A 24,117-nucleotide genomic window follows, 5' to 3' on the forward strand; every position below is an offset into this window, starting at 1 on the left:
AGGCTATGCACCGCTCACACCAGATGCAGCCCGCCGTCGATCGTCAGCACCTCGCCGGTCACATAGGCGGCGCCCGCCAGATAGAGGATCGCGTCGACCACCTCGTCAACGGTGCCGAGCCGCTGCAGGGGCACGCGGTCGACCAGCGCCTGGTAGCGGTCGAGCAGCGCCGGGGTGGCGGTAAGGCCGGGCGAGACCGCGTTGAGGCGGATGCCGTCGGCGGCCCATTCGATCGCGAGGCTGCGCATCATATTGACGATGCCGGCGCGCGCCGCCGCCGAATGGGCGAGTTCGGCGGCGGGGCGTTGCCAGAGATTGGCGACCACCATCACCACAGCGCCCCGGCGGCGGCGCAGCGCGGGGTAGAATTGGCGGCAGAGATGGAAGCTGCCCGACAGGTTGGTGTCGACCACCGCCTGCCAGCCATTGCGCGACATCTGCGCGGCCGGGGCGGCGAACTGGCCGCCGGCCGAATTGACCAGCAGGTCGAGCCCGTCGGGTTCGAGCCGCGCGCCGATCTCGCCGAGCCGGTCCCAGTCGCGGACATCGGCTTCGAACGCCCGGGCGTCGCCGCCGGCGCCCGCGATGTCGGTGACCGCGGTGTCGAGCTTGGCGCGGTCGCGGCCGAGCAGGATCAGGCGGTGCGTGGCGGCGAGCCGGCGCGCGCAGCCGAGGCCGATGCCCGAGCCGCCGCCGGCGATCAGCGCGAGCGGGCGGCATTCATTGGCGGTCACATCCGTCTCCCCTGCCAGCAGCGGTGAGGATTTATAATATCCTCAAATATCCACCGTCACCCCAGCGAAGGCTGGGGTCCATTGCTGGTGCGTTGGGCGGGAGCCGTGAGGTTGTAAACCAGCTCTGCTCTATCCGGCCTGTTCTCATGCCGAACCAGCCATGGACCCCAGCCTTCGCTGGGGTGACGTGGAAAGGTCGCGACCCGCCTACTGCGCCGCCGCCAGGCCGCCGAGCGAGGTCAGCCGCACCGCGCCTTGGCCGGGCAGGCCGGGGAAGCGCGGCCACAGGCCTTGGGCGATCGCGGTCAGGCTCGCCGGCTTCGCCCCTGATTGCTGCTGATACATCCAGTAGTTGCGCAGCACGATCGTGACATAGGCGCGGGTCTCGCCGAACGGGATCGATTCGATGAACAGCAGCGGATCGGCGAGATTGCGACCGCGCGCGTTCCAGTTGGCGATCGATCCGGGGCCGGCATTATAGGCGGCGATCACCTTGGGCAGCAGGCCGCCGGTGCTGCCGCTGTCGGCGAGCTCGCGCAGATAGGCCTGGCCCAGGTCGATGCTCATCGTCGGCTGGCCGAGCGTCGCGGGATCGATCGTCCGGCCTTGGTGGCGGGCGACCATCTGCGCGGTCGCCGGCATCAACTGCATCACCCCGCGCGCGCCGGCCGAGCTGGTGGCGTCGGTGCGGAACTGCGATTCCTGGAGGGCGTGGGCGAACACCAGCGCCTTGTCGACCTGCCAGCCGCTCGCCGGGGTCCAGGCGGGCATCGGGTAGCGCGCGCTGATCGACAGGCGGGTGCCCGACGGGCCGTTCTGGGCGAGCCAGATCTGGGTCGCGGGCATGTCGAGCCGGGCGGCGAGATGGATCAGCGATTCATGATCGGCGGCGGCGCCGATCCGCGCCTGATAGCGCAGCGCCTGATCGGCGAGTCCATCCTCGCCGATCTCGGCGAGCGCGGCGGCGCGCAGGACATTGGCCTTGGCGCCGATCGCCGCCCAATCGTTGGCGGTAAGCTTCATGCCGCGATCGGCGGCGTCGGTCATGCCGAGCGAGGCTTGGGCGAGCAGGCCGTAGAAGGTCTCGCCGAGCCGGGCGGCCGAGCGCAGCCGCGGTTCGACCCGCTCGGGCCGGCCGCAGGCCATGTCGGCGCGAGTGGTCCAGTAGAGGCCGGCAGCGACCATCTCGCCGTCGCGGGCGCGCGACGCGACGGCATCGAAAGCGGTGGCGGCGGCGTTGCAATCCTTCTGCCGCCAGGCGGCAAGCCCGGCGACCCAGTCGGCCTGGACCGCCCAGTCACCGCCGCCGGTGCGCGCCTGCTGCGCGAGACGCAGCGCATTGGCATCGTCGCCGGTCAGATAATAGGCCCAGGCGGTGCGCTGCAGCCATTCGGCCTGCGCTTCGGGCGACAGATCGGGCAGGCGCGCCATCACGATCGCCTCGGCCTCGCTCGGCTGGTCGGCCTTGAGCAGGGGCGTGGCGGTCTGGGCCAATAGGGCGGCGGCGCGGTCGTTGCGCAGCGCGCGGGCGGCGAGGCGCTTCGACGGGCCGGCGTAGCGGACGAGATCGCGCGACACCGGCATCGACGGCACCGAAAGGCCGCGGGCGAGCGCGAGCTTCGCGATCGCCGGCGCCTGCGGCATGTCGGGGGCACTGGCGAGCAGGGCGAGCAACTGCTCGTCGCTGGCTTTGGGCGACCCCTTGGCGAGGATCAGCTCGGCGCGCGCGACCGAGGCCATCGGTCCCTGCGGCTGCGCGTCGATCAGCGCGCCGGCATTGGCCCAGTCGCCGGCGCGGATCGCGGCGAAGATCGTGCGATAGGCGGTGCGCTGGTCGGCGCTCAGCTGGGCCGGGATCACCAGCGGCTGGGTCGCGGCGGCCAGCGTCGGTGCGCTATTGGTCGCCGCGGCGGTCGACACGCTCAGCGTCGCGGCGGCAGGAACCGCGCTCTGCGCCAGGGCGATGCCGGGCAGAGCGGTGCAGGTGAGGCCGAGTAGGATGTGGCGCAGCGTCATGATTCAAGCGTCTTCATCAGGAGTCGTAGGTCGGCCCAGGCCCGCGCCTTCTGCGCGGGATGCTGAATCAGGGTCCGGGGGTGGAAGGTGGCGATCGCCTTGTAGGGGCCGCCGGGAAGATCGATTTCGTGCACGCGCCCGCGTGCCTCGACGAAGCCCATCCGGAGCAGCGCGCGCGACGGGCCTTCGCCCATCAGCAGCAGCAGCTTCGGCTGTGCGAGGGCGACATGGTGGCGGGTGAGCCGGGTGAACAGGTCGGCAGACCTCGCGTCGATATAGCCGCCGGCGGGGCGGCCGGGCGCCATTGCCGCCAGGTAGAGCGAGCTGCGGTCGCGGCCGATCGCGGCGAGCATCCGGTCGAACAGGGCACCGATATCGCCCGCCATCAGCATGTCGGTGTCGTCGGCCTCGGGCTGGTCGACCAGCAGCATCAGCCCTGAAGTGGCGTCGCCGGCGGGGGCGATACGCTGCGCGGGCGGGACGGGCAGCTCGCCATGGTCGGCGAGCCAAGCCTGGAAGGCATCGAGGCTGGCCGGCAGGGCGTCGGTGGGGCGGGCGGGCTGCGGCGCCGTTGGGGCGGCGGGCGCGAGATTCTGCGGTGCCGGAACGGGCGCCGACCTGCGTTCGACGGGCGCCAGCCAGTCGCGTGTTGCCTCATCGACGAAGACATCGACACCGGCCTGTTCCCACCATGTGAGAAGGCTGGCGATCTCCGCGGATGGGCCGGTAATTCCCCCCAGCTCCATACCCGTCAGTAAAGGAGTGGGTTGACGAGCATGTCAAATTCCGGTCAGCGGCTTTCGGGCGTGACGTTTTTCTGACACGACGACTGGATAGCTGGGGACAGGGTTAAGAGGGATGAGCAGCATGTCGGAACGCGAATCGATGCCGTATGACGTCGTGATCGTGGGGGCCGGACCAGCGGGTCTGGCGGCGGCGATCCGGCTCAAGCAACTCGCCAACGAAGCGGGCAGCGAACTGAGCGTCTGCATCCTCGAAAAGGGATCCGAGGTCGGCGCGCATATCCTGTCGGGTGCGGTGGTCGACCCGATCGCGCTCGACGAGCTGATCCCCGACTGGCGCGACCTCGACAGCCCGCTGACGGTGCCGGTCACCGAGAATCTCCATTGGGTGCTGACCAAGAACAAGCAGTTCGCGCTGCCGCACATCATCCAGCCGCCCTTCATGAGCAACAAGGGCACCTACACCGTCTCGCTCGGCAATCTGTGCCGCTGGCTCGCCGGCTATGCCGAAAATCTCGGCGTCGAGATTTTCCCGGGCTTCGCCGCCGCCGAGATCCTCTACAATGACGACGGATCGGTGAAGGGCGTCGCCACCGGCGACATGGGCATCGCCCGCGACGGCAGCCACAAGCCCGATTACCAGCCCGGCATGGAGCTGCACGGCAAATATACCTTCTTCGCCGAAGGCGTGCGCGGCCATCTGTCGAAGATGCTCAAGGGCCGTTTCGACCTCGAGGCCGATTGCGAGCCGCAGACCTTCGGCATCGGCATCAAGGAACTCTGGGACATCGATCCCGACAAGCATGTCCCGGGCCGGGTGATCCACACCCAGGGCTGGCCGCTGACCGAGGAGGTCGGGGGTGGCTTCCTCTATCACCAGGCGAATAATCAGGTCGCGCTCGGCTTCGTCGTCGGGCTCGGCTACAAGAATCCGCACGTCTATCCGTTCGAGGAATTCCAGCGCTGGAAGCAGCATCCGGCGATCCGCGCGATCCTCGAGGGCGGCCGCCGCGTCTCCTACGGTGCGCGCGCGATCAACGAGGGCGGCTGGCAGGCGATCCCGAAGCTGACCTTCCCCGGCGGCGCGCTGATCGGCTGTTCGGCGGGCTTCGTCAACGTGCCGCGGATCAAGGGCAGCCACACCGCGATGAAGTCGGGCATGCTTGCCGCCGAGGCGGCGTTCGCGGCGATCGCCGGCGGCCGCGAGGGCGACGAACTGGCGAGCTATCCCGAGACGCTCGAGGCGAGCTGGATCGCCAAGGAGCTGAAGACCGTCCGCAACGCCGAGCCGTTCATCGCCAAATGCGGGCCGTTCACGGGCACGCTGCTGGCGGGCGCCGACATGTGGATGCGGGTGCTCGGCATCGGCCTGCCGTTCACGCTCAAGCACCACAAGGACAATGAGGATATGTGGCGTGCCGATATCGCGCCGAAGATCGCCTATCCCAAGCCCGACGGGGTGATCAGCTTCGACCGGCTGTCGTCGGTGTTCCTGTCGAACACCAACCATGAGGAAGACCAGCCGGTCCACCTGCAGCTCAAGGATCCGAGCGTGCCGGTGGACATCAACCTGCCCTTCTACGCCGCGCCCGAACAGCGTTACTGCCCGGCGGGGGTCTATGAGATCGTCGGCCAGGACATCGGCAAGCCCGCGCTGCAGATCAACGCGCAGAACTGCGTCCACTGCAAGACCTGCGACATCAAGGACCCGACCCAGAACATCAACTGGGTCACCCCCGAGGGCGGCGGCGGACCGAACTACCCGAATATGTGAGGTGAGTTTTAAGCCCCTCCCTGTTCAGGGAGGGGCTTTATTTTTCGCGGAACCGCACCGTCTTCACCGCCTCCCACGGCCCGTCCCGATAGCGCCACGCCGACAGCCCGGCGATCCGCAGCGGCGTCGGCCGGAAGCCGCGCGCCAGTTCCTCCGCCAGCCGCTTCGCCTCGGCCGCGGGTACCTTGTTCTGGACGGTGATGTGCAGCCGCGGCGTCGCCCGGTCCTGCGGGGTCAGCAGAGTCGCGAAGGCGCCGGCGAGATCGTCGCGCAGCGCCATCAGGTCCGGACTGTCGATGCCGAACGCCACCCCGCCGCCGAGGTTCAGCACCCGCGCGATCCGCGCCTCGGGCGCCGCGCCGGCGCAGGCGCGCTTCATCCGGTCGAGCAGCTCGCCTTCGAGCGACGGCGGCAGATGGTGGAACAGCGTCAGATGCGCCGGCACGACATTGCGATCGGGCGGGAAATGCGCGCGGCGCAGCGCATCGGCCCAGGCGAAATCGGCGTCGCCGAGCGCGGCGGTGAGGATCAGCGGTGCCATGGTCGAGGCCGTCATCGTCGATCCGTTCAGCGTCCTGCCATGTGGTGAAACGCACTGGCGCATGCGCGGCGGTCTGTCATAGATAGACGTCATCGAGGCGGAGACAATGATGGACAAAAGGGCTCTCGTGCTGTTGGCAGCGCTCGCGGGTGCCGCCCATGCGACGGTGACCACGCCGGCATCGACGCTGGCGAGCCAGCAGGCCGAACTGCGCCAATATGTTCATGCCCGGCTGTCCGATGCCGCGGGCCTGCCCGATGCCGCGGCGTCGAGCTATGCGCGGTTGATGAACGCCGACCCGGCCGACAAGCGGCTGGCGATGCGCACCTATCGCCAGGCGATGACCGCGGGCAATTTCGGGCTCGCGGTGCAGGCGGCCAAGACGCTCGACCGCCAGGGATCGCTGCCCGCCGACGCCACGCTGCTGCTGCTCGCCGAGGCGGTGCGCGACAAGGACTGGGCGCGGGGCCGCGCGGTCGGCGACCGGATCCAGCGCGAGGAGGTGTTCGCCTTCCTGCTGCCGGTGATCCGCGGCTGGCTCGCGGTCGGCGCGGGGACCGACCCGCAGCATATCCTCGCCGAAAGCGCCAAGGTGCCGCTGTCGGGCGGCTATGTCCGCGACCATGGCATATTGATCGGCCTGCTCGCGGGCGCGAAGGACGGCAGCCGCGACCGGGCGCTCGCCGAACTGCGCGAACTGATCGCCAAGAATGACGGGCGCGCGCTCAGGCTGCGGCTGGCGGCGGCGGCGCTCTATGCCAAGCGTGGCGACCGCACGACCGCGCTGTCGCTGCTCGACGGGCGCGAGCCCGAACTGGTGTCGGCGCGCACGACGCTGCAGGCGGGCAAGGCGTTGCCGGGAGCGGTCGACAGCGCCGCCAAGGGCTTGTCCGAGCTGCTGATCCAGATCGCGATCGACATCAAGGGCGACAACCAGTCGCCGGTTTCGCTCCAGCTCGCCCGGCTCGCGACCTATCTCGACCCCGACAACGCCGCGGCTGTGATCGCCACCGCCGACCAGATGGCCGCCGCCGATTATCGCGACGCCGCGCTCGCGCTGCTTGCGACCGTTCCGGCCGATAACCCGTTGTCGGAGGCGGCGCGCCAGGAGCGGGCGTCGATCCTCGTCGCCAAGGGCGACACCGAGACCGCGCTCGCCGAGGCGATCAAGGCCACGTCGCGCAAGGATGCCGATGCCGGCGATTTCGTCGAGCTCGGCAGCATCTATGCCGAGGCGCACAAGTCGGCCGAAGCGGTGAAGGCCTATCGCCGGGCGATCGAACTCGACGAGGCCGACGCCAAGCCCAACTGGTCGCGCTTCTACCTGCTCGGCGGTGCGCTCGACCAGGCCGGCGACTGGACCGCGGCGAAGGTCGCGCTCCACAAGGCCAACGACCTCGATCCGCGCCAGGCGATCGTGCTCAACTATCTGGGGTACGGCATGCTCGAGCATGGCGAGGATCTCGCCGAGGCGCAGGCCTATATCGAGCGCGCGAGCGCGCTCGACCCGGGCGACGCCGCGATCAGCGATTCGCTCGGCTGGCTCTATTACAAGCGCGGCAATTATCCCGGCGCGATCGCCGCGCTCGAACGCGCGATCGCGGCGTCGCCGGGCGAGCCGGTGATGCACGAGCATCTCGGCGACGTCTATTGGGCGACCGGGCGGCGGATCGAGGCGCGCTATGCCTGGCGCGCGGCGCTGGTCGGCGCCGAGAAGACCGATCTCGACCGCATCAACCACAAGCTCGCCGACGGGCTCGCCTCCGCCAAGTGAGCCCGTTCCTGCGATGATCGAAACCGCTTACGCCAAGATCAACCTGGCGCTCCATGTCCGGCGCCGGCGCGACGACGGCTATCATGAGATCGAGACGATCTTCGCCTTCGCCGCCGACGGCGATGCGATCGCCGCCGATTTCGCGCGACCGTCCGGACTCGATCTGAGTGGGCCTTTTGCCGGTGCGCTCGCCGGGGAGGCCGACGACGACAATCTGGTGCTGCGGGCCGCGCGGCTTATCGTCGGGCGCGCGGGGCGGGGGCATGTCCCGGCGATCGGCCTCGACAAAAGGCTGCCGGTCGCGGCGGGGATCGGCGGTGGTTCGGCCGATGCCGCGGCGGTGCTGCGGCTCATGGCGGCCGAGATCGGCGTGGCTGCCGACGATCCGCTGCTCTTCGAGGTCGCGGCGAGTCTGGGGGCCGACGTGCCGGCCTGCGTCGCCTCGGTGACCGTGCGCGGCGACGGCCGGGGCGACGCATTGCAGGCGATCGAGGCCAGCGGGTTGAAGGATATGCCGCTGCTGCTGGTCAATCCGCGGGTGCCGCTGGCGACCGGGCCGGTGTTCAGGGCGTGGGACGGCGTCGATCGCGGGGCGCTCGGCGACGGCGACCCGCTCGCGGCGGCGATCGCCGGGCGCAACGATCTCGAACCGCCGGCGCGGTCGCTCTGCCCGGCGATCGGCGAGGTCGTCGGGCTGCTCGACCGCCAGGCGGGGGTCAGGCTCGCGCGGATGTCGGGATCGGGCGCGACCTGCTTCGCGCTGTTCGACCGGCTGGCCGATCGCGATGCGGCCGCGGCCGCGATCGCATCGGCGCGGCGGGACTGGTGGCAGCTGGCGACGGTGCTGCGCTAAGCTTTCCGCTTCGTGGCCACCGGCAGCACCACCGTCTCGAGCAGGTCGAGCGGCATCGCGCCATTGGCGAGCACCCGGGCGTTGAACTCGCGCAGGTCATATTTGCGGCCCATCCGCCGCGCGAAGCGGTCGCGCAGGTCGATCAGCCGCAACTGGCCGAGCTTGTAGCCGAGCGCCTGTCCGGGCCACGCCATATAGCGTTCGACCTCGGCGACGATCTCGCTCATCGCCGATCCGGTATTGGCCTGCATATAGGCGATCGTCGCCTCGCGGCTCCAGCGCAGATGGTGCAGCCCGGTGTCGGCGACCAGCCGCACGCAGCGGAACAGGTCGTCGGCGAGTCGTCCGATATCGCCGGCGGGGTCGTCCTTATAGGCGCCGAGATCGGCCGCCATCCGCTCGGCATAGAGCGCCCACCCCTCCTGATAGGCGTTGAAGCTGGCGATCCGCAGCAGCAGCGGCGCCTGCGGCAGCGACAGCGAGGTCGCGCCTTGGGTGTGATGGCCCGGCACGCCTTCATGATAGCTGAGCGTCGGCAACTTGTAGCGCGGCAGCCCCTTCATGTCGCGCAGGTTGATCCAGTAGATGCCGGGGCGCGAGCCGTCGAGCGAGGGCCCGTCATAATAGCCGCCGGGCGCGCCGTCCTGGGTCGCGACGGGGACGGGGCGGACCTCCATATGCTGGGTCGGGATCATCGCCGCGGGCAGGAATTGCGGCTGGCGCGCCTCCATGCCGACGATCAGGCTGCGCAGATAGCCTAGCAGCGCGGCCCGGCCGGCGTCGCTGTCGGCGAACTGCTGGCGCGGATCGGCGGTCAGTGCGTCGAGCCGCTCGCGGATCGTCCCCTTGCTCAGCCCGATCTGCTTGAGCCGCGTGTCGATCCGGCTGCTCACCAGCCTGACCTGGTCGAGCCCGATCCTGTGGATCTCGTCGGGCGGCAAATGGCTGTCGCCGACCGAGGCGATATTGGCGGCGTAGAGTGCGGCGCCGTCCTGCTGCGCCCAGACCCCGGCTTCGCCCCGGCCACGGGTGGCGAGGTCGGCCATATGCGCGCGCAGCTTCGCGATCGCCGGGCGGGCGCGCTTGTCGAGCGCGGTGATCGCGCGCTTCTCGGCGGCGGCGCGGGTCTGGCCGTCGAGGCCCGCGGTCGCCATCCGGTCGCGCAGGCCGACGATCAGCGGATGCGCATCGGCGGGGCCGTTCAGGAAGCTGTCGAGCACCGGCAGCGTCTTCTCGATCAGAATCCTCGGCGGGATACAGCCATGCGCCTCGTCGGCCTTCACCTTCTCGACGACCCCGGCAAAGCCGGGCGCGAAGCTGTCGAGCTTGGCGATCCAGGCGTCGACCTCGATCGGCGAACTCAGCGCCTGCTGGGCGATCATCACATTGGGGGTGTTGATGTGCGGGCCGGAGATCTGGCTGACCAGATAGGGTTCATGCCCCGAGAACCAGAAGGGATTGGGCCGGCCATAGCTGATCGCGGCGGTGCGGGTGCCGTTCTCGATCACCGCGGCGGAAATCTTGAGCCGCAATTCGCTCAACGTGTCGCCCGAACAGCCGATCTGTTCGATCGCGATGCCGGCTTCGGCCAGCGTCGTGCGCCAGCGTTCCTCGCCCTCGGGCGAATAATCGTCCATCCGCCGCGCCAGCCGGCCGCCGCCCAGCGCGGCCGGTACCCCGCCATAGGTGGCGATTTCGGGGGTCTGTTCGAGCACCCGGTCGCAGATCGTGTCGAGCGGGTTGGTGATCGGGCAGGGCGGGGCCTTGCGGATCGCGCCGAACGCCGGGTCGAACAGCGGCGGCGCGGCAACGGTCGCGACTGCCCCGCCGCCGAGCATCAGCGCGGCCTGGCGGCGCGAAAATTGGGTGGGCAAGATGAATTCCCGTATGGACTGGCGCAGCGGTGGTGACATTTCCGCGCAGCAACGGCAACAGTCGCGCCCATGTTCCAGATCGATTCTGCCGGCCGCATCGCGCGGATCAGCTTCGCCCGGCCCGAAGCACGCAATGCGGTGCCGCTCGGCAGCTGGACCGCGCTCGCCGAGGCGATCGCGGCCGTGGCCGGAAGCGATGCCCGGGTGTTGTTGCTGCGCTCGGCGGTGCCGGGCATCTTCAGCGCGGGCGCCGATATCGGCGACCTTGACCGGCTGCGCGCCGAGCCCGCGCTGCGCAGCCGCTTCCGGACCGACATGGCCGCCGCGATCGGGGCGCTCGGGGCGCTGCCGATGGCGACGATCGCCGCGATCGATGGCGGCTGCTACGGCGCCGGGGTCGCGCTGGCGATGGCGTGCGACATCCGCATCGCCGGTGCCGCCGCGCAGTTCGCGATCACCCCGGCGAAGATCGGCATTGCCTATCCGCGCAGCGACGTCGCCCGGCTCCAGGCGCTGGTCGGCCCGGGGCAGGCCGCGCGGCTGCTCTATTCGGCAATGACGATCGACGCCGCCGAGGCGGTCCGTATCGGTCTGGCCGACGAGCAGGTCGACAGCGCCGAAGACGGCGCGATGGCGCTCGCCGCGCGGATTGCCGCCAATGCACCGTCGAGCATCGCCGGCCTCAAGCGCATCCTCGCCGCCGATCCGGCGTCGGACGCGCTGTTCGATAATGCCTTTGGCGGTACCGACTTTGCCGAGGGTGTGACCGCCTTCCGCGAACGACGCGCGCCGGAGTTCCGCGCATGAGCGAGGTCGTCCATCGCGTCGCGGGCAACGCGGGCCTGCTGCTGATCGCCGACCATGCGTCGAACCATGTCCCCGCCGATATCGACCTCGCCATCGATCCGGCGCTGCTGACCCAGCATATGGCGATCGACATCGGCGTCGAACCGCTCGGCCGCCTGCTTTGCGAAAGGCTCGATATGGCGGGGCTGTTCGCCGGGGTGTCGCGGCTCGTCATCGATCTCAACCGCGAGGAGGATGCCGCCGGGCTGGTCCCGGTCGCGAGCGACGGTTTTGCGATCGCGGGCAACGCGCTGCTCGACGCCGACGGCCGCGCCGCCAGGGTCGCGCGCTTCTGGCATCCCTATCACGGCATGATCGCCGACAGCATCGCCGCCGATCGCCCCCGGCTGATCGTCTCGCTCCACAGCTTCACCCCTCGCCTCGCCAGCCGGCCCGAGGAACGGCGGCCCTGGGAGGTCGGCGTCCTCTACAACCAGGACGATCGCGCCGCGCGCATCGGCATCGACGCGCTGCGCGAGGCCGGCATCGCGACGGGCGACAACGAGCCCTATTCGGGCAAGGTGCTCAACGCGACGATGAACGCGCATGCCGAGGCGAACGGCATTCCCTATCTCGGGCTCGAGGTGCGGCAGGACCTGATCGGCGGCGATGCGGGCGTGGCGCGCTGGGCCGAGCGGCTGGCGCCGGTGATCGCCAAGGTGGCGGCCGCTTTCTTCTAAACCCCTCCCTTGCAAGGGAGGGGTGAAGTGAAGGATTGCCATCGGCACCCTCGCGGGCCTATCGCGCCAGACGCAACAGGGACGGTCCGATGACCCCAACATTCGATATGCCGCGGCCCGCCGGCCGCCCGTCCGCGCTCTGGGCGCTGACCCCGCTCGCGCTCGGCGCCTGCCATGCGCAGGGCGACGGCAAGCCCGCCGGCGCCGTGACGATCGGCTGCCGGCTGCCGGGCAAGGCGGGGTTCGAGACGCTCTGTTCGGCCGAGCGGATGGCGAGTCCCGACGGCACGGTGGTGACGGTGCGGCGGCCCGATGGCGGTTTTCGCCGGCTGCTGATCGTCAGGGACGGTCGCGGCGTGGTCGCGGCCGACGGGGTCGATCCGGTGCGGGTCGAGGCCGCCGACAAGGAGCATATCGATGTCGAGGCCGGTGGCGTCGTCTATCGCCTGCCCGCGACGGTGACGCCATGAGCCCACGCTTCATCCTCACCGCGGCCGAGACCCGTGCCGCCGAAGAGCGGCTGTTCGCGGGCGGCACCAAAGTGGTCGACCTGATGGAACGTGCCGGCCAGGCGGTCGCCGAGGCGGTGTGGCGCTATGCCGGCGCGCCGCCGGTGCTGGTGCTGTGCGGCCCCGGCAATAATGGCGGCGACGGCTATGTGATCGCACGCGCGCTGGCCGAACGCGGGGTCAAGGTGCGGGTCGCGGCGAGCGGCGAGCCGCGCACCGACGCGGCCTGGGCGATGCATGCGCGCTGGGCGCGCCCGATCGAGAGGCTCGAGGACGCCGGACCGGCGCCACTGCTGATCGACGCGCTGTTCGGCACCGGGCTCACCCGGCCGCTCGTCGCCGAATATGCCGAGCCGCTCGAGCGGCTGGCGCGCGCCGCGCGCTGCGGGATCGCGGTCGACCTGCCGAGCGGGATCGGCACCGACGACGGCGCGCTGCTCGGGCCGGCGATCGATTACGACCTGACCGTTGCGCTGGGATCGCTCAAGCCCGCGCACCGGCTGCAGCCGGCGGTGGCGCGGATGGGGCGGATTGTCGTTGCCGATATCGATATCGGCGGGACATCGAGTCTCGTCGAGGTCGCGCGGCCGCATCTTCCGGCGCCGGGCCCGCGCGATCATAAATATACCCGCGGCCATGTCGTCGTCGTCCAGGGCGCGATGCCCGGCGCCGCCCTGCTCGCGGCGACCGCGGCGCAGCGCGGCGGCGCGGGCTATGTCACGCTGGTCGGCGCCTGGGCGAAGGGCCCCGCATCGCTGGTGCGCCGCGACGAGGATCTCGCCACGGTGATCGCCGATCGCCGGGTCGGCGCGATCGTGATCGGGCCGGGGCTCGGCCGCGGTCCGGCCGCGCAGGCCCAGCTCGACCAGGCGCTCGCCAGCATCCGCCCGTTGGTGCTCGATGCCGATGCGCTGGCGTTGCTCGCCGACGACGCGGCGCGGCTGCGCCACCTCGATCGTCCGCCGGTGCTGACCCCGCATGAAGGCGAATTCGTCCGGCTGTTCGGCGACCTGCCGGGGAGCCGGATCGACCGCGCCCGCGAGGCGGCGCTCCGGTCGGGGGCGGCGGTGGTGCTCAAGGGTCCCGACACGGTCGTCGCCGCCCCCGACGGCCGCGCCGCGATCGCCGCGCCGGCCCCGGGCTGGCTGGCGAGTGCCGGCACCGGCGACATATTGGCGGGGACGATCGGCGCCTGCCTCGCACGCGGCATGACCGCCTTCGACGCCGCCTGTGCGGGCGTGTGGCTCCATGCCGAGGCGGCGCGGCGCGCCGGCCCAGGGCTGATCGCGGACGATCTGCCGCTTCATCTGTCCGCCGCGCTCGCAAGCTGCGCATGACCGACGCCGAACCGATCGTCCGGATCGCCGCCCGCGGCGACGGCATCACCGCCGATGGCCGCCACTCGCCTTATTCGGCGCCGGGCGACCTGCTGATGCTCGACGGCACGCTGGTGCCCGGGCCCCATCATGTCGATCCGCCATGCCGCCATTTCCCCAAATGTGGCGGCTGCCAGCTCCAGCATGTCGACGACGAAAGCTATGCCGAGTTCCTCGCGCAGCGGATCCTCGGCGCGCTCGGCCAGCAGAAGATCGATCCGCCGCCGATGGCGCCGGCCCTGCTGTCGCAGCCGCGCACCCGCCGCCGCGCCTCGCTGCGGGCCGAAAAGCAGGGCAAGCGGATGCTGGTCGGCTTCAACGAGGGCGAGAGCCACCGCGTCGTCGACATGCGGATGTGCTCGATCCTGCATCCCCGGCTGTTCGCGCTGGTCGATCCGTTGCGCAAGCTGCTCCACCCGATGCTGCGCGACCGGCGGCCGGCGGGCATCCGCATGACCCTGGTCGACCAGGGCGTCGACCTGCTGCTCGAAAAGGTCGAGGTCGAGGGCTTCGCCGCGGTCGAGGCGCTCAACGATTTCGCCCAGGCGCACAAGCTGGCGCGGTTGTCGATCGACGAAGGCTATGGCGCCGAGGCGCGCTGGGAACCCGAAGGCGCGACCGTCACCCTGGGCGGCGTGCCGGTCGGCTTTCCGGCCGGCGGTTTCCTCCAGGCGACCGCCGAGGGCGAGGCGGCGTTGACCGCGGCGGTGCTGGCGATCGTCGGCGACGCGACCGAGGTCGTCGATCTGTTCGCCGGGCTCGGCACCTTCGCGATGCCGCTGTCGGAAACGGCGCGGGTGATCGCGGTCGAGGGCGCGCGCGACGCCGCGCTCGGGCTCAAGGTCGCGGCGGGCCGGGGCCAGCGCCCGATCGCGGTCGAACATCGCGACCTGTTCCGCCGCCCGCTCGACAAGGCCGAACTCGACCGTTTCACCGCGGTGGTGCTCGATCCGCCGCGCGCCGGCGCCAAGGAACAGATGGCCGCGCTCGCCGCCTCGACCGCCGATCGCATCGCCTATGTCTCGTGCAACCCGTCGACCTTCGCCCGCGATGCGCGGATGCTGATCGAGGGCGGCTGGCGGATCGAGAGCATCACCCCGGTCGGCCAGTTCCGCTGGTCGACCCATGTCGAACTGGTGGCGGCGTTCTCGCGGTAGCGACCGCCTGATACCAGCGGACGGAATCCCTGACTCCCCCCTCCGTTCGTGTCGAGCGTAGTCGAGACACGCTCCACTACCGCGCGGTGTCTCGACTGTGCCCGACACGAACGGGTTGGTATCAGGGGCCCTTGGTACCGGCTATTCGCCGGCCAATGCCTTGTGGTCGTAGCTGAACACCCGCGCCAGCCGCCAACTCGTGCCGTCGAACTTCCACAACTGGGTGAAGCGCGCCCAGCCGACCTTCTTCTCGGGTCCGTCGCCCTTGCGTTCGTAGAAGACATGCTCGCCCTGTTCGATCGCGCCGAACCCCGGCACCGGTGAGACGACCAGCGTGCCGGCGACCAGCTCACGCCGCGACCGCCAGGCGTCGGGCTTCTTCTTCTCCTCGCACTGTCTGGCATAATCGGCGACGAACGGTGCCGATGCGGTCGCGACCACGCCGCCGCGGTCGTGATACATTTCGAAGTCGGGGGTGAGCATCGCGTCGATCCTGGCGGGCTCGCATTTCTCGAAATAGGTCGAGAAGAAGTGCGTATCGGCGTCGGTCACCGCCTGCGTCAGCGCCGGCCCCTCGGGCAGTGTGATCGCCGGGGCAGGAGTGGCGGCGGCCGCGGCGAGCATCATCAGGGTCAGCATCGATACCTCTTAACTGTATTGCTGTAATAATACACAATGTGCCGGTGCGGTCAAACATGGCTAGCGGCGCGTTAACCCTATCTTTGCGCCTGGTGCTGCATGGTCGCCCCGTCCCCGACGACAGGTGTTTCATGGCTCTCAGGCAGATCATAGCGGCCGCCATCGCATTCGCGCTCGCGCCGTCGGCGCAGGCGGCGATGACGCTCAACCGCGCGCCGGTGCGGCTGGCGTTCAACATCGCCAGCCTGTCGCAGGGCGCGGGCACGGTGCTGACCACCGGCGGCCGGCTGGTCGTCACCGTCCATTCGCGCCGCCTCGAGGCGAAGCTGGTCGATCCGGTCGCGGACCGCGACGCCGACGGCGCGCTGCGGCCGCGGCTGCCCGGCTATGCGCTGATGGGCGATGTCTATCCGCTCGGCACCGGGCTGCGGGTTTCGGCGGGGGTGCGCGAGGACGATAATCGCCGGCTGCTGCGCGGCACGACGATGGGATCGACGATGATCCGCGACGTCGATCCGGCCGGCCGGATGGCGCCGGGCACCGCTGAGAGCACCCGCCAATATGCCCCGGTGATGACCGTCGGCTATTCCGAACAGGTCGCCGAAGGCCTCGCGATCGGCGCCGATGTCGGCATGCTCTTCCACGGGTCGCGGATGGGCGGATCGAGCATCGTCCGCCTGCCGATCGAAACTGCAGGCGGCGCGGTCAACCGGCACCAGAAGGTGATCCAGATGTCGGCCGGATATCGTTTCTAGGCGGCGTCCTGTTCTCTGCGGCATTCTGGTGCTATCGCGCCGCCGCCCATGACCGAGACGATTCCCCCCATCCGCGTGGTCGGACTCTACCGCTTCACGCCCTTCGCCGATCCCGCGGGCTTGCGCGATCCGCTGGCGCGGCTCTGCTGCTCGCTCGGGGTGAAGGGGACGCTGCTGCTCGCGCACGAGGGGATCAACGGCACGATCGCCGGGCCCGACGAGGCGATCGAGGCGGTGCTGGCGCATATCGCCGCGCTGCCCGGCTGCGAGACGTTCGATCGCCGCGAATCGCGGGCGCCGTCGATGCCCTTCCATCGGATGAAGGTGCGGCTGAAGCGCGAGATCGTGACGATGGGCGAGCCCGACATCGATCCCGCCGATCCCGGCACCTATGTCGATCCGGCCGACTGGAACGCGCTGATCGACGATCCCGACACGATCCTGATCGATACCCGCAACGATTATGAGGTGCAGGTCGGCAGCTTCCGCGGCGCGATCGACCCGCACACCAAAAGTTTCAGCGATTTTCCCGCCTGGTTCCGCGACCATCGCGACGAACTGCTCGCGGGCCGCGAAGCGCCGCGGATCGCGATGTTCTGCACCGGCGGCATACGCTGCGAAAAGGCGACCGCCTTCCTGAAGGCTGAGGGGCTCGACGAGGTCTATCATCTCAAGGGCGGCATCCTGACCTATCTCGAACAGGTGCCCGCCGGCGAAAGCCGCTGGGACGGCGAATGTTTCGTGTTCGATGAGCGGGTCGCGGTCGGCCATGGCCTCGAGCCCGGCACCCACACCACATGCCGTGCCTGCCGCATGCCGCTGAACGCCGAAGACCGCGCGCATCCCGCTTATGTGGAGGGGGTCGCCTGTCCCGCCTGCCACGCCGATCGCACCGACGCCGATCGCGCCCGCTATGCCGAACGCGACCGGCAGGAGCGGCTCGCGAAGGCGCGCGGCGAGATGCACATCGGCGCGGTGCGCGCCGATCGCTGATATGGCCGCATGATCTGTCGATAACCGGATTTCCGGGGAAGATTCGATATCTCCGAAATGGAGATGACTCCCGTCGCCGTTCGTTTTCCGCGACGCCCCGAACGCTGTAAGCGTCCATCCGGCCTAAATGGCGCCGGGGATGAAAGCGGTGGCGTTTGTGGCGGCGGCTGGCCAAGGTGGCGGCTTGGGGGAACGGGCGATTGCTAACCTATATGCGTGACTATGGGCGGGTCTTGTTGCTCGCGTTGCTGATGCTGATGTCGCCGGCCACGGCGATGGCCGCAGGGCCGGGACATCGGCCACAATTGCCGGCCTTCGTGGTGCCGGTGGCGATCCCGGCCGCCAATCCGGCACGCCAGCGTGCGGTCGAAGGCGGCGTCGACGAACTGCTCGACGATACGCAGGTCCTGACGGCCGATCGTGACGAGACGGTCTACCGTCGGCGCGTCCGCAAGGCGATCGGACGCAATGGCCTCGAGGGCGCGGCGAAGACCAGCATCGATTTCGACCCGGCGGTCGAGCGGCTGGTTATCCACAACATCCGAATTCTTCGTGCCGGCCGCACCATCGATGCCTTCCCGGATGCCAGGATCGAAACGATCCGGCGCGAGTCCGATATGGACGACGATATCTGGACCGGTGTGATGACCACGGTCGTCAACGTTCCCGGCCTCAAGGTCGGCGACATCGTCGATGTCGACTGGAGCTGGGAGTCGGTCAAGCGCAACTGGCCTGGTCACAGTTTCGGCAGCTATGAGCTGGGATGGAGCGTGCCGGTCGCGCTGACCCACGTCCGGCTGATCAACGCCGGTACCAGGCCGATCCGGTTCCGTGCCCTGCGCGGTGCAAAGCCGCCATCGGTCGTGCGTGACGGCCCGCGCACCATCTATGAATGGCGTGTCGTCGATCCCGATCCCATTCCCGGCGATGGCGGCACGCCCGACTGGTATTCCTCCTGGCCCAGGGTGCAGGTTTCGACGATGGCGAGCTGGGCCGAAGTCGTTGCCTGGGCGCTGCCGCTCTATGCCGATCCCGGGGAGATTCCGCCGGAACTCGACAGGCGTGTGGCGGCGATCGCCGCCTCGACCGCCGATCCGTCGCAACGCGCGTTGGCCGCGCTGCGGATGGTGCAGGACGAGATCCGCTATACCAGCCTGTCGATCGGCAGCGGCGCCTATCATCCCCGACCGGTCGCCACGATCTGGCGATCGGGTTTCGGCGACTGCAAGGACAAGGCGCAGATCCTGTCGGTGATTTTGCGGCGCATGGGCATCGCGGCGTGGCCCGCGCTCACCGACATCGATCGTGGCGCTGCGCTGGCCGGTCGCATCCCGTCCCCGTCCGCGTTCGATCATGTCATCACCCGGATCGAGATCGGTGGCAGGGTCCATTGGGTCGATCCGACCGGTTCGCTCGAAGGCGGCACGCTCTCCACCCTGGCCGATCTGCCCTATCGGTGGGCATTGCCGATCCGCGCAGGCCAGACCGCGCTCGCGCCCATCGCCTGGCGGCCTTCGCGCCAGCCGACCGAATTCGTCAAGGAAAGCTATCGCATCGGGCCCGATGGCATGACGCTGGGGCTGCGCGTCGTGATGACGATGGACGAAGCCGATATCCAGCGGCGGCGGATCGCATCCAAATCGCTGGCGGCGGTCGAACAAAATTATCTCGATTATTATCGCGACCGCTATCCGGGGCTCGAAAGCGCCGGTCCGATGCGGGTCGGTGACGACCGGCGGCGCAATGTCGTGATCCTTCGGGCGGGCTATCGACTGCCGCTGTCGGCGCTCGACAAGGGCGATCTGCGCACGCGCTTTCCGATCGCCGGCTGGGCGCTCGACGATCTTTACAAGACACCGGCCAATGGCCCGCGCCACGATCCGTTCGGGCTGCCGTTCCCGGTCAACCGCATCCACCAGATCGAGATCACCCATCCCGGTGCCTATGTCGGGGCGCCGACCGAGAGTCATCGCGACGGACCCGGGCTCCGGTATCGGCTGGATGTCCAGCGGCACGGCGATACGTTGCTGGTCGATTATCGGATGTTCGGCAAGCGGCCTGAAATCCCGGCCAGCGATGTCGCGGCCCATCGGGCGGACGTGGTCGCGCTCAACGACGCGGTGAGCTGGTATGTCAATCTCGATGCCGAGCCGGCAACCGACACGACCGCTGTCATCTATCTGCTACTTTGCCTGGCCGTGCTGGTGCTTTTCTGCCTTGCCGTCATACGCGCCCGGCGCAGGACGCGGCTTGCCGCCGAAGGGCAGCATTTCTATCCGGTGCGGATCGGCAAGTTCGTCATCCTGTCGCTGACGACACTCGGTTTCTATGCCGCTTACTGGCAATATCGTTGCTGGAAGCAATATGCCGCGACCGACCAGCAGCGGATCATGCCGTTCTGGCGCAGCGTTTTCGGCATATTCTGGGTGAAATCGCTGTTCGACAGGGCCAATGACAGGGCCCTGCCGCCCGTGCCCGGCTGGATCGGGCTGCTCGGTGCGATCGGCTATTTCCTGTGGGAGGTGGTGACCAATGCCGGGACGCGGATCGGCGGGCATGATTCCGCCTGGCTTCTCGCCAGCCTGCTGGCGCCGCTGTTCCTGCTGCCGATGCTGATCGCGGTCAATCGCGCGAACGATGCCGATGCCGTGATCGCCAATGGGCGCGGTTCATGGATCGCTTATGTCACGGCGGCGACCGGTACGGCGATAACGGCCATGCTTTTGTTCACCGATGTCGGTGCGCGCTGACCGCGCAGAGCGTCGGCGCGTATCTACTTCCTGCAGGCGCCGACCCATTTGCCGCTGCTCGTGGCGCTCGACGACATCGTCATCGGCCCGGTCATCGTCGAGCTTCCGGTCGAGCTGAACGAGGTCGGGGTGAAGCTGCCGGTCGACTTGATCGTCATCCGGCTGCCGCCCTGGTTGCAGACCATCTCGGTCGTCATCGTCGTGCCGACCACCAGCTGCTTGGTGAACTTGCAGCTCGGATTGGCCTTGAGCATATCCTGCGGACCGCGGGCGGCGTCCTCGGGCGAGATGCAGACGCTGACCGTCGTGGTCTTGCCGATCATCGACTGGCGCACCTGCGGCGGCACATTGGGCATGTCGAGCGACTTGACCGTCGAGCTGATCTGCCATTTGCCGGGCTTGATACCCGCGGCCTGCGCCGATCCCGCCAGCGCGATCAGGGCGCCGGCCATTGCCAGTCGTGCGATCACCATCATCTCCTTGCTTGTCCTTGTCGGGACTCGGGATAGGCGGTTCGGCAGCGGCCGGCTGTGTTCTAGATCATGGTGGCATGTTGTACGCGATCTCGAAGATGCTGACGCATCCTCGATCGATTTGCTCAAGCGCCGCACGGGCTGATACCAGGTCTCGGTGAGCCGTGCTCACCCGAATTGGGCGTCAGGCCGCCGGCCCGCTCAGCAGGATCAGCGCCGCGTCGATCGCCATCGCCAGCAGGATCAGCGAGCCGATCGTGAACACCGCGAAGCGCACCATCACCACATTGCTCAGCGCATGGACCAGGCTGTGCACCACCCGCACCGCGACATAGGCCCAGGCGAGCAGCGCGTGGATGCCGCCGCCGGCGCCGAGCAGCGACAGCGTGATCGCGGTCGCGTAGAAGATCGTCGGCTGCTCCATCAGATGGTTGTAATTGTCGGCCGCCCAGCGCGCCCGCGGCGGCATCCGTTCGGTGAAGGCCGAATTGGGCTGGTTGCGATCATATGTGATGCCGAGCTTCGTGATCGCCGGGATGCGCATCGCATAAAGCCATGTCCACATCACGAACGACCACAGGACCAGCGCGATCACCGCGCCGAGGATCGGGGTATGCATCGTCATCCTCCTTATCGTTTTCCCGGCCGGCCGATGCCGGTCCTATTGCGCCTCGGCGGTCCCGCGCATCATCGCCCAGTAACTGCCCGCCGCCAGGATCAGCCCGACGAACCAGGCATAGGCATAGATATCGGTCCAGGGCGACCCGATCCCGGCGAAGGCCTGCGGCGCCGCGGCGTGGAGGAAGCCGGGCAGGTTGGGCAGCACCCCGGCCGCGAAGGCGATCAGCGCGCGGCCGTTCCAGCCATTGCCATAGCTGTAGCGGCCGGCCGACCGGTAGAGATCCTCGACATGCAGCCGGGTGCTGCGGATCAGCCAGTAATCGGCGATCAATATCCCGGCGATCGGTCCGAGCAGCGCGCCATAACCGGTCAGCCAGGTGAAGATATAGCCGTCGGTCGTCGCCAGCAGCTTCCACGGCATGATCAGCACCCCGATCGTCGCGGTGATCAGCCCGCCGGTGCGATAGGAAATCCGCGCCGGCCATAGCGACGAGAAATCATAGGCCGAGCAGACCATGTTGGCGGCGATGTTGCACGAGATCGTGTCGATGCTGATCGCCAGCAGGCCCAGCAGCACGAACGGCCCCGACAACGTGCCCGCCAGCGCGACCGGATCCCACATCGCCTTGCCGTAGATCACCACCGTCGCCGAGGTGGTGATGACGCTGGCGAGGGTGATCAGCCCCATCGTCGGCGGCAGCCCGATCGCCTGGCCGATCATCTGGTCGCGCTGGCTGCGCGCGAAACGGGTGAAGTCGGGGATGTTGAGCGCCAGCGTCCCCCAGAAGCCGACCATCGCGGTCAGCGACGGCAGGAACACCGACCAGAACTGTCCCTCCTTCGCGCCGCCGGGGGCGAAGGCGGACGGGGCGGCGAAGATCGGGCCGATCCCGCCGGCCTTGTCGATCGCCCACCACACCAAGGCGGCGCAGATCAGAATCTTGACCGGTGCGGTCCAGGTCTCGAGCCGGCGGATCGTCGTCAGCCCCTTGCGCACGAAGATCAGCTGCAGCGCCCAGAAGGTCGCGAAGCCGGCGAGCTGCCCGGGGCCGATGTCGAGCAGCGGGATCGGCGCGCCGCGCAGGTCGGCCTTCAGCAGCACCCCGAGCAGGGTCAGCAGCGCCTCGCCGCCGATCCAGGTCTGGATCCCGTACCAGCCGCAGGCGACCAGCGCGCGGGCGAGCGCGGGCAGCCGCGCGCCGCGCGTCCCGAACGCCGCGCGACACAGCACCGCATAGGGCACGCCGTAGCGGGTGCCCGCATGGCCGATCAGCAGCAGCGGGATCAGGATGACGACATTGCCGGCGAGGACGATCGCGGTCGCCTGCAGCGCCGACATGCCCTGTTCGATCAGTCCCGCGGCGAGCATCCAGCTCGGCACCGCGACGATCATCCCCACCCACAACGCCGCGAAATGATACCAGGTCCAGGCCCGCTGCGCGGCGGTGGTCGGCGCCAGATCGGCGTTCCAGAGTTCGGCTGCCTGTTCGTCCATCGTCGATCACCCCCGGCGGCGATCGTTCGATATTATGCTGCGTTGCGCAAGGGGTTGGACGCGTCGTGCGGTGGAGGTGGGCTATCGTCTCGGACTGGGTTAGGACTGTCATGATGATCAGCGACGCGACCCCCGGCACCGAGAAACCCGACAGCGCCCGCGCGATCAGCGTGACCGAGCTGTTCACGATAGGGGTCGGGCCATCGAGCTCGCACACCGTCGGCCCGATGCGTGCCGCGCGCGACTTTGCCGACCGGATGATCGGGCGCGGCGCGGTGGTGCGGGTCCAGTGCGAATTGTTCGGATCGCTGGCGCTGACCGGTCTCGGCCATTCGACCGATATCGCGGTCCTGCTGGGCCTGAGCGGCGAGGCGCCCGAGACCGTCGATCCCGATGCGATGGCGGCGAAGGTCGCGGCGATCCGCAGCGACCAACGGCTGCCGTTCGCGGGCGGCGCCGCCATCGGCTTCGACGAGGACAACGACCTGCTGTTCCGCCGCGGCAAGTTCCTGGCCGGCCATGCCAATGCGATGCGCTTCACCGCCGAATTCGCCGACGGCGCGCTCGAACATGCCGTCTATTATTCGATCGGCGGCGGCGCGATCCTGCGCGAGGGCGAGCCCGCGCCGCTGGTCAACTTCACTTTGCCGCATCCCTTCTCCTCGGGCGCCGAACTGCTCGCCCAGGGCGAGGCGACCGGCCTCGGTTTCGGTGCGATCGTCGAGGCGAACGAACTCGCCTGGCGTCCGGCGGCCGAGACCCAGGGCTTTCTCGACGAAGTCCGTACCGCGATGCTCGCCTGCATCGTGCGCGGGCTGAAGGGGGAGGGAGAACTGCCCGGTGGGCTCAAGGTGCGCCGTCGCGCGCGCGAACTCCACCAGCGGCTGCTCGATCGCGGTCCGCGCAGCGATCCGTCGGCGGTGTTCGAATGGGTGAGCCTGTGGGCGCTGGCGGTGAACGAGGAGAATGCCGCGGGCGGCCGGGTGGTGACCGCCCCGACCAACGGCGCCGCCGGGGTGCTGCCCGCGGTGCTTAAATATTATGAGGTGTTCACCGCCAGCCCGACCGCGGCCGGCAGCCGGCTGTTCCTCACCACCGCCGCGGCGATCGGTTTCCTCTACAAGAAGCGCGCGTCGATCTCGGCCGCCGAGATGGGCTGCCAGGGCGAGGTCGGGGTCGCCTGCTCGATGGCGGCGGCGGGGCTGGCGGCGGCGCTCGGCGCCAACAACGCCCAGATCGAGAATGCCGCCGAGATCGGCATGGAGCATAATCTTGGCCTCACCTGCGATCCGATCGGCGGGCTCGTCCAGATCCCCTGCATCGAACGCAACACGATGGGCGCGATCAAGGCAATCAACGCCGCCTATCTCGCGCTCCACGGCGACGGCCGCCACATCGTCAGCCTCGACGCGGTGATCGAAACGATGCGCCAGACCGGCGAGGACATGCGCTCGAAATACAAGGAAACCAGCCTCGGCGGCCTCGCGGTGAACGTCGTCGAGTGCTGAAGGAGC

The 24,117-nt window shown here is 69.1% G+C and carries 21 protein-coding genes; 12 read left to right on the forward strand and 9 right to left on the reverse strand.

What is annotated here, in order from left to right:
• Positions 1–14: 14 nt before the first annotated feature.
• The 3 genes from AC1RM6_RS08315 to AC1RM6_RS08325 all read right to left on the reverse strand — a co-directional run bounded on the left by AC1RM6_RS08315 (position 15) and on the right by AC1RM6_RS08325 (position 3,496).
• Positions 15–734, reverse strand: coding sequence for an SDR family NAD(P)-dependent oxidoreductase (locus AC1RM6_RS08315; RefSeq protein WP_493100018.1), 720 nt, complete (start codon positions 732–734; stop codon positions 15–17).
• Positions 735–941: 207 nt separating this feature from the next.
• A complete protein-coding gene (locus tag AC1RM6_RS08320; protein WP_493100020.1) occupies positions 942–2,750 on the reverse strand; it encodes a lytic transglycosylase domain-containing protein in 1,809 nt (602 codons plus the stop codon).
• The gene (locus AC1RM6_RS08325; RefSeq protein ID WP_493100022.1) at positions 2,747–3,496 is read right to left on the reverse strand and encodes a uracil-DNA glycosylase family protein; all 750 of its coding nucleotides are present in this window, start codon (positions 3,494–3,496) and stop codon (positions 2,747–2,749) included. Before AC1RM6_RS08325 ends, AC1RM6_RS08320 begins: the two co-directional genes overlap by 4 nt.
• Positions 3,497–3,617: 121 nt before the next feature.
• Here AC1RM6_RS08325 and AC1RM6_RS08330 point away from each other — a divergent pair, with 121 nt between their 5' ends.
• On the forward strand, positions 3,618–5,267 hold the full coding sequence (locus AC1RM6_RS08330) for an electron transfer flavoprotein-ubiquinone oxidoreductase (protein ID WP_493100024.1): 1,650 nt from the start codon (positions 3,618–3,620) through the stop codon (positions 5,265–5,267).
• Between the two features lie 37 nt (positions 5,268–5,304).
• Here AC1RM6_RS08330 and AC1RM6_RS08335 read toward each other — a convergent pair whose 3' ends face one another.
• The gene (locus AC1RM6_RS08335; protein WP_493100025.1) at positions 5,305–5,823 is read right to left on the reverse strand and encodes a 2'-5' RNA ligase family protein; all 519 of its coding nucleotides are present in this window, start codon (positions 5,821–5,823) and stop codon (positions 5,305–5,307) included.
• 94 nt (positions 5,824–5,917) lie between these two features.
• On the opposite strand from AC1RM6_RS08335, the gene AC1RM6_RS08340 reads away from it, so the two are divergent.
• Positions 5,918–7,582: a tetratricopeptide repeat protein gene (locus tag AC1RM6_RS08340; RefSeq protein WP_493100027.1), complete on the forward strand. Its 1,665-nt coding sequence runs from the start codon at positions 5,918–5,920 to the stop codon at positions 7,580–7,582.
• 13 nt (positions 7,583–7,595) lie between these two features.
• Positions 7,596–8,435 (forward strand): 4-(cytidine 5'-diphospho)-2-C-methyl-D-erythritol kinase, encoded by an 840-nt coding sequence (locus AC1RM6_RS08345; protein WP_493100029.1) that lies wholly within the window; start codon positions 7,596–7,598, stop codon positions 8,433–8,435.
• Here the strand turns inward: AC1RM6_RS08345 and AC1RM6_RS08350 are convergent.
• A complete protein-coding gene (locus AC1RM6_RS08350; protein WP_493100030.1) occupies positions 8,432–10,309 on the reverse strand; it encodes a DUF885 domain-containing protein in 1,878 nt (625 codons plus the stop codon). The genes AC1RM6_RS08345 and AC1RM6_RS08350 overlap by 4 nt on opposite strands.
• A gap of 69 nt (positions 10,310–10,378) precedes the next feature.
• Between AC1RM6_RS08350 and AC1RM6_RS08355 the strand changes: the two genes are divergently transcribed.
• The 5 genes from AC1RM6_RS08355 (at position 10,379) to AC1RM6_RS08375 (ending at position 14,877) form a co-directional block, all read left to right on the forward strand.
• Positions 10,379–11,116: an enoyl-CoA hydratase-related protein gene (locus tag AC1RM6_RS08355; protein ID WP_493100032.1), complete on the forward strand. Its 738-nt coding sequence runs from the start codon at positions 10,379–10,381 to the stop codon at positions 11,114–11,116.
• Positions 11,113–11,835 carry an N-formylglutamate amidohydrolase gene (locus tag AC1RM6_RS08360; protein ID WP_493100034.1) on the forward strand — a complete coding sequence of 241 codons (723 nt, stop codon included), beginning with the start codon at positions 11,113–11,115 and terminating at the stop codon, positions 11,833–11,835. The genes AC1RM6_RS08355 and AC1RM6_RS08360 overlap by 4 nt, the downstream gene beginning before the upstream one ends.
• A gap of 89 nt (positions 11,836–11,924) precedes the next feature.
• The gene (locus tag AC1RM6_RS08365; protein WP_493100036.1) at positions 11,925–12,305 is read left to right on the forward strand and encodes a hypothetical protein; all 381 of its coding nucleotides are present in this window, start codon (positions 11,925–11,927) and stop codon (positions 12,303–12,305) included.
• Positions 12,302–13,681, forward strand: a complete 1,380-nt coding sequence (locus tag AC1RM6_RS08370) for an NAD(P)H-hydrate dehydratase (RefSeq protein ID WP_493100038.1) — start codon at positions 12,302–12,304, stop codon at positions 13,679–13,681. Before AC1RM6_RS08365 ends, AC1RM6_RS08370 begins: the two co-directional genes overlap by 4 nt.
• On the forward strand, positions 13,678–14,877 hold the full coding sequence (locus AC1RM6_RS08375) for a class I SAM-dependent RNA methyltransferase (protein ID WP_493100040.1): 1,200 nt from the start codon (positions 13,678–13,680) through the stop codon (positions 14,875–14,877). Before AC1RM6_RS08370 ends, AC1RM6_RS08375 begins: the two co-directional genes overlap by 4 nt.
• Before the next feature lie 141 nt (positions 14,878–15,018).
• Here AC1RM6_RS08375 and AC1RM6_RS08380 read toward each other — a convergent pair whose 3' ends face one another.
• Positions 15,019–15,516, reverse strand: a complete 498-nt coding sequence (locus AC1RM6_RS08380) for a nuclear transport factor 2 family protein (RefSeq protein WP_493100042.1) — start codon at positions 15,514–15,516, stop codon at positions 15,019–15,021.
• A gap of 131 nt (positions 15,517–15,647) precedes the next feature.
• On the opposite strand from AC1RM6_RS08380, the gene AC1RM6_RS08385 reads away from it, so the two are divergent.
• From AC1RM6_RS08385 to AC1RM6_RS08395, 3 genes are all read left to right on the forward strand, one after another.
• A complete protein-coding gene (locus AC1RM6_RS08385; RefSeq protein WP_493100044.1) occupies positions 15,648–16,271 on the forward strand; it encodes a hypothetical protein in 624 nt (207 codons plus the stop codon).
• Positions 16,272–16,319: 48 nt separating this feature from the next.
• Positions 16,320–17,264 (forward strand): oxygen-dependent tRNA uridine(34) hydroxylase TrhO, encoded by a 945-nt coding sequence (gene trhO / locus AC1RM6_RS08390; RefSeq protein ID WP_493100046.1) that lies wholly within the window; start codon positions 16,320–16,322, stop codon positions 17,262–17,264.
• A 212-nt stretch (positions 17,265–17,476) separates the two neighbouring features.
• Positions 17,477–20,014 carry a DUF3857 domain-containing transglutaminase family protein gene (locus tag AC1RM6_RS08395; protein ID WP_493100047.1) on the forward strand — a complete coding sequence of 846 codons (2,538 nt, stop codon included), beginning with the start codon at positions 17,477–17,479 and terminating at the stop codon, positions 20,012–20,014.
• 23 nt (positions 20,015–20,037) lie between these two features.
• Here the strand turns inward: AC1RM6_RS08395 and AC1RM6_RS08400 are convergent, their stop codons facing one another.
• The 3 genes from AC1RM6_RS08400 to AC1RM6_RS08410 form a co-directional block, all read right to left on the reverse strand.
• Positions 20,038–20,484, reverse strand: a complete 447-nt coding sequence (locus tag AC1RM6_RS08400) for a DUF3617 domain-containing protein (protein WP_493100049.1) — start codon at positions 20,482–20,484, stop codon at positions 20,038–20,040.
• 187 nt (positions 20,485–20,671) lie between these two features.
• Positions 20,672–21,112, reverse strand: a complete 441-nt coding sequence (locus AC1RM6_RS08405; protein WP_493100051.1) for an MAPEG family protein — start codon at positions 21,110–21,112, stop codon at positions 20,672–20,674.
• Positions 21,113–21,148: 36 nt separating this feature from the next.
• On the reverse strand, positions 21,149–22,603 hold the full coding sequence (locus AC1RM6_RS08410) for an NCS1 family nucleobase:cation symporter-1 (RefSeq protein WP_493100052.1): 1,455 nt from the start codon (positions 22,601–22,603) through the stop codon (positions 21,149–21,151).
• Positions 22,604–22,716: 113 nt separating this feature from the next.
• On the opposite strand from AC1RM6_RS08410, the gene AC1RM6_RS08415 reads away from it, so the two are divergent.
• The gene (locus AC1RM6_RS08415; protein WP_493100054.1) at positions 22,717–24,111 is read left to right on the forward strand and encodes an L-serine ammonia-lyase; all 1,395 of its coding nucleotides are present in this window, start codon (positions 22,717–22,719) and stop codon (positions 24,109–24,111) included.
• The last annotated feature ends 6 nt before the right edge of the window (positions 24,112–24,117 follow it).

The organism is Rhizorhabdus sp. GW822-FHT03C02 (genome assembly GCF_058801765.1).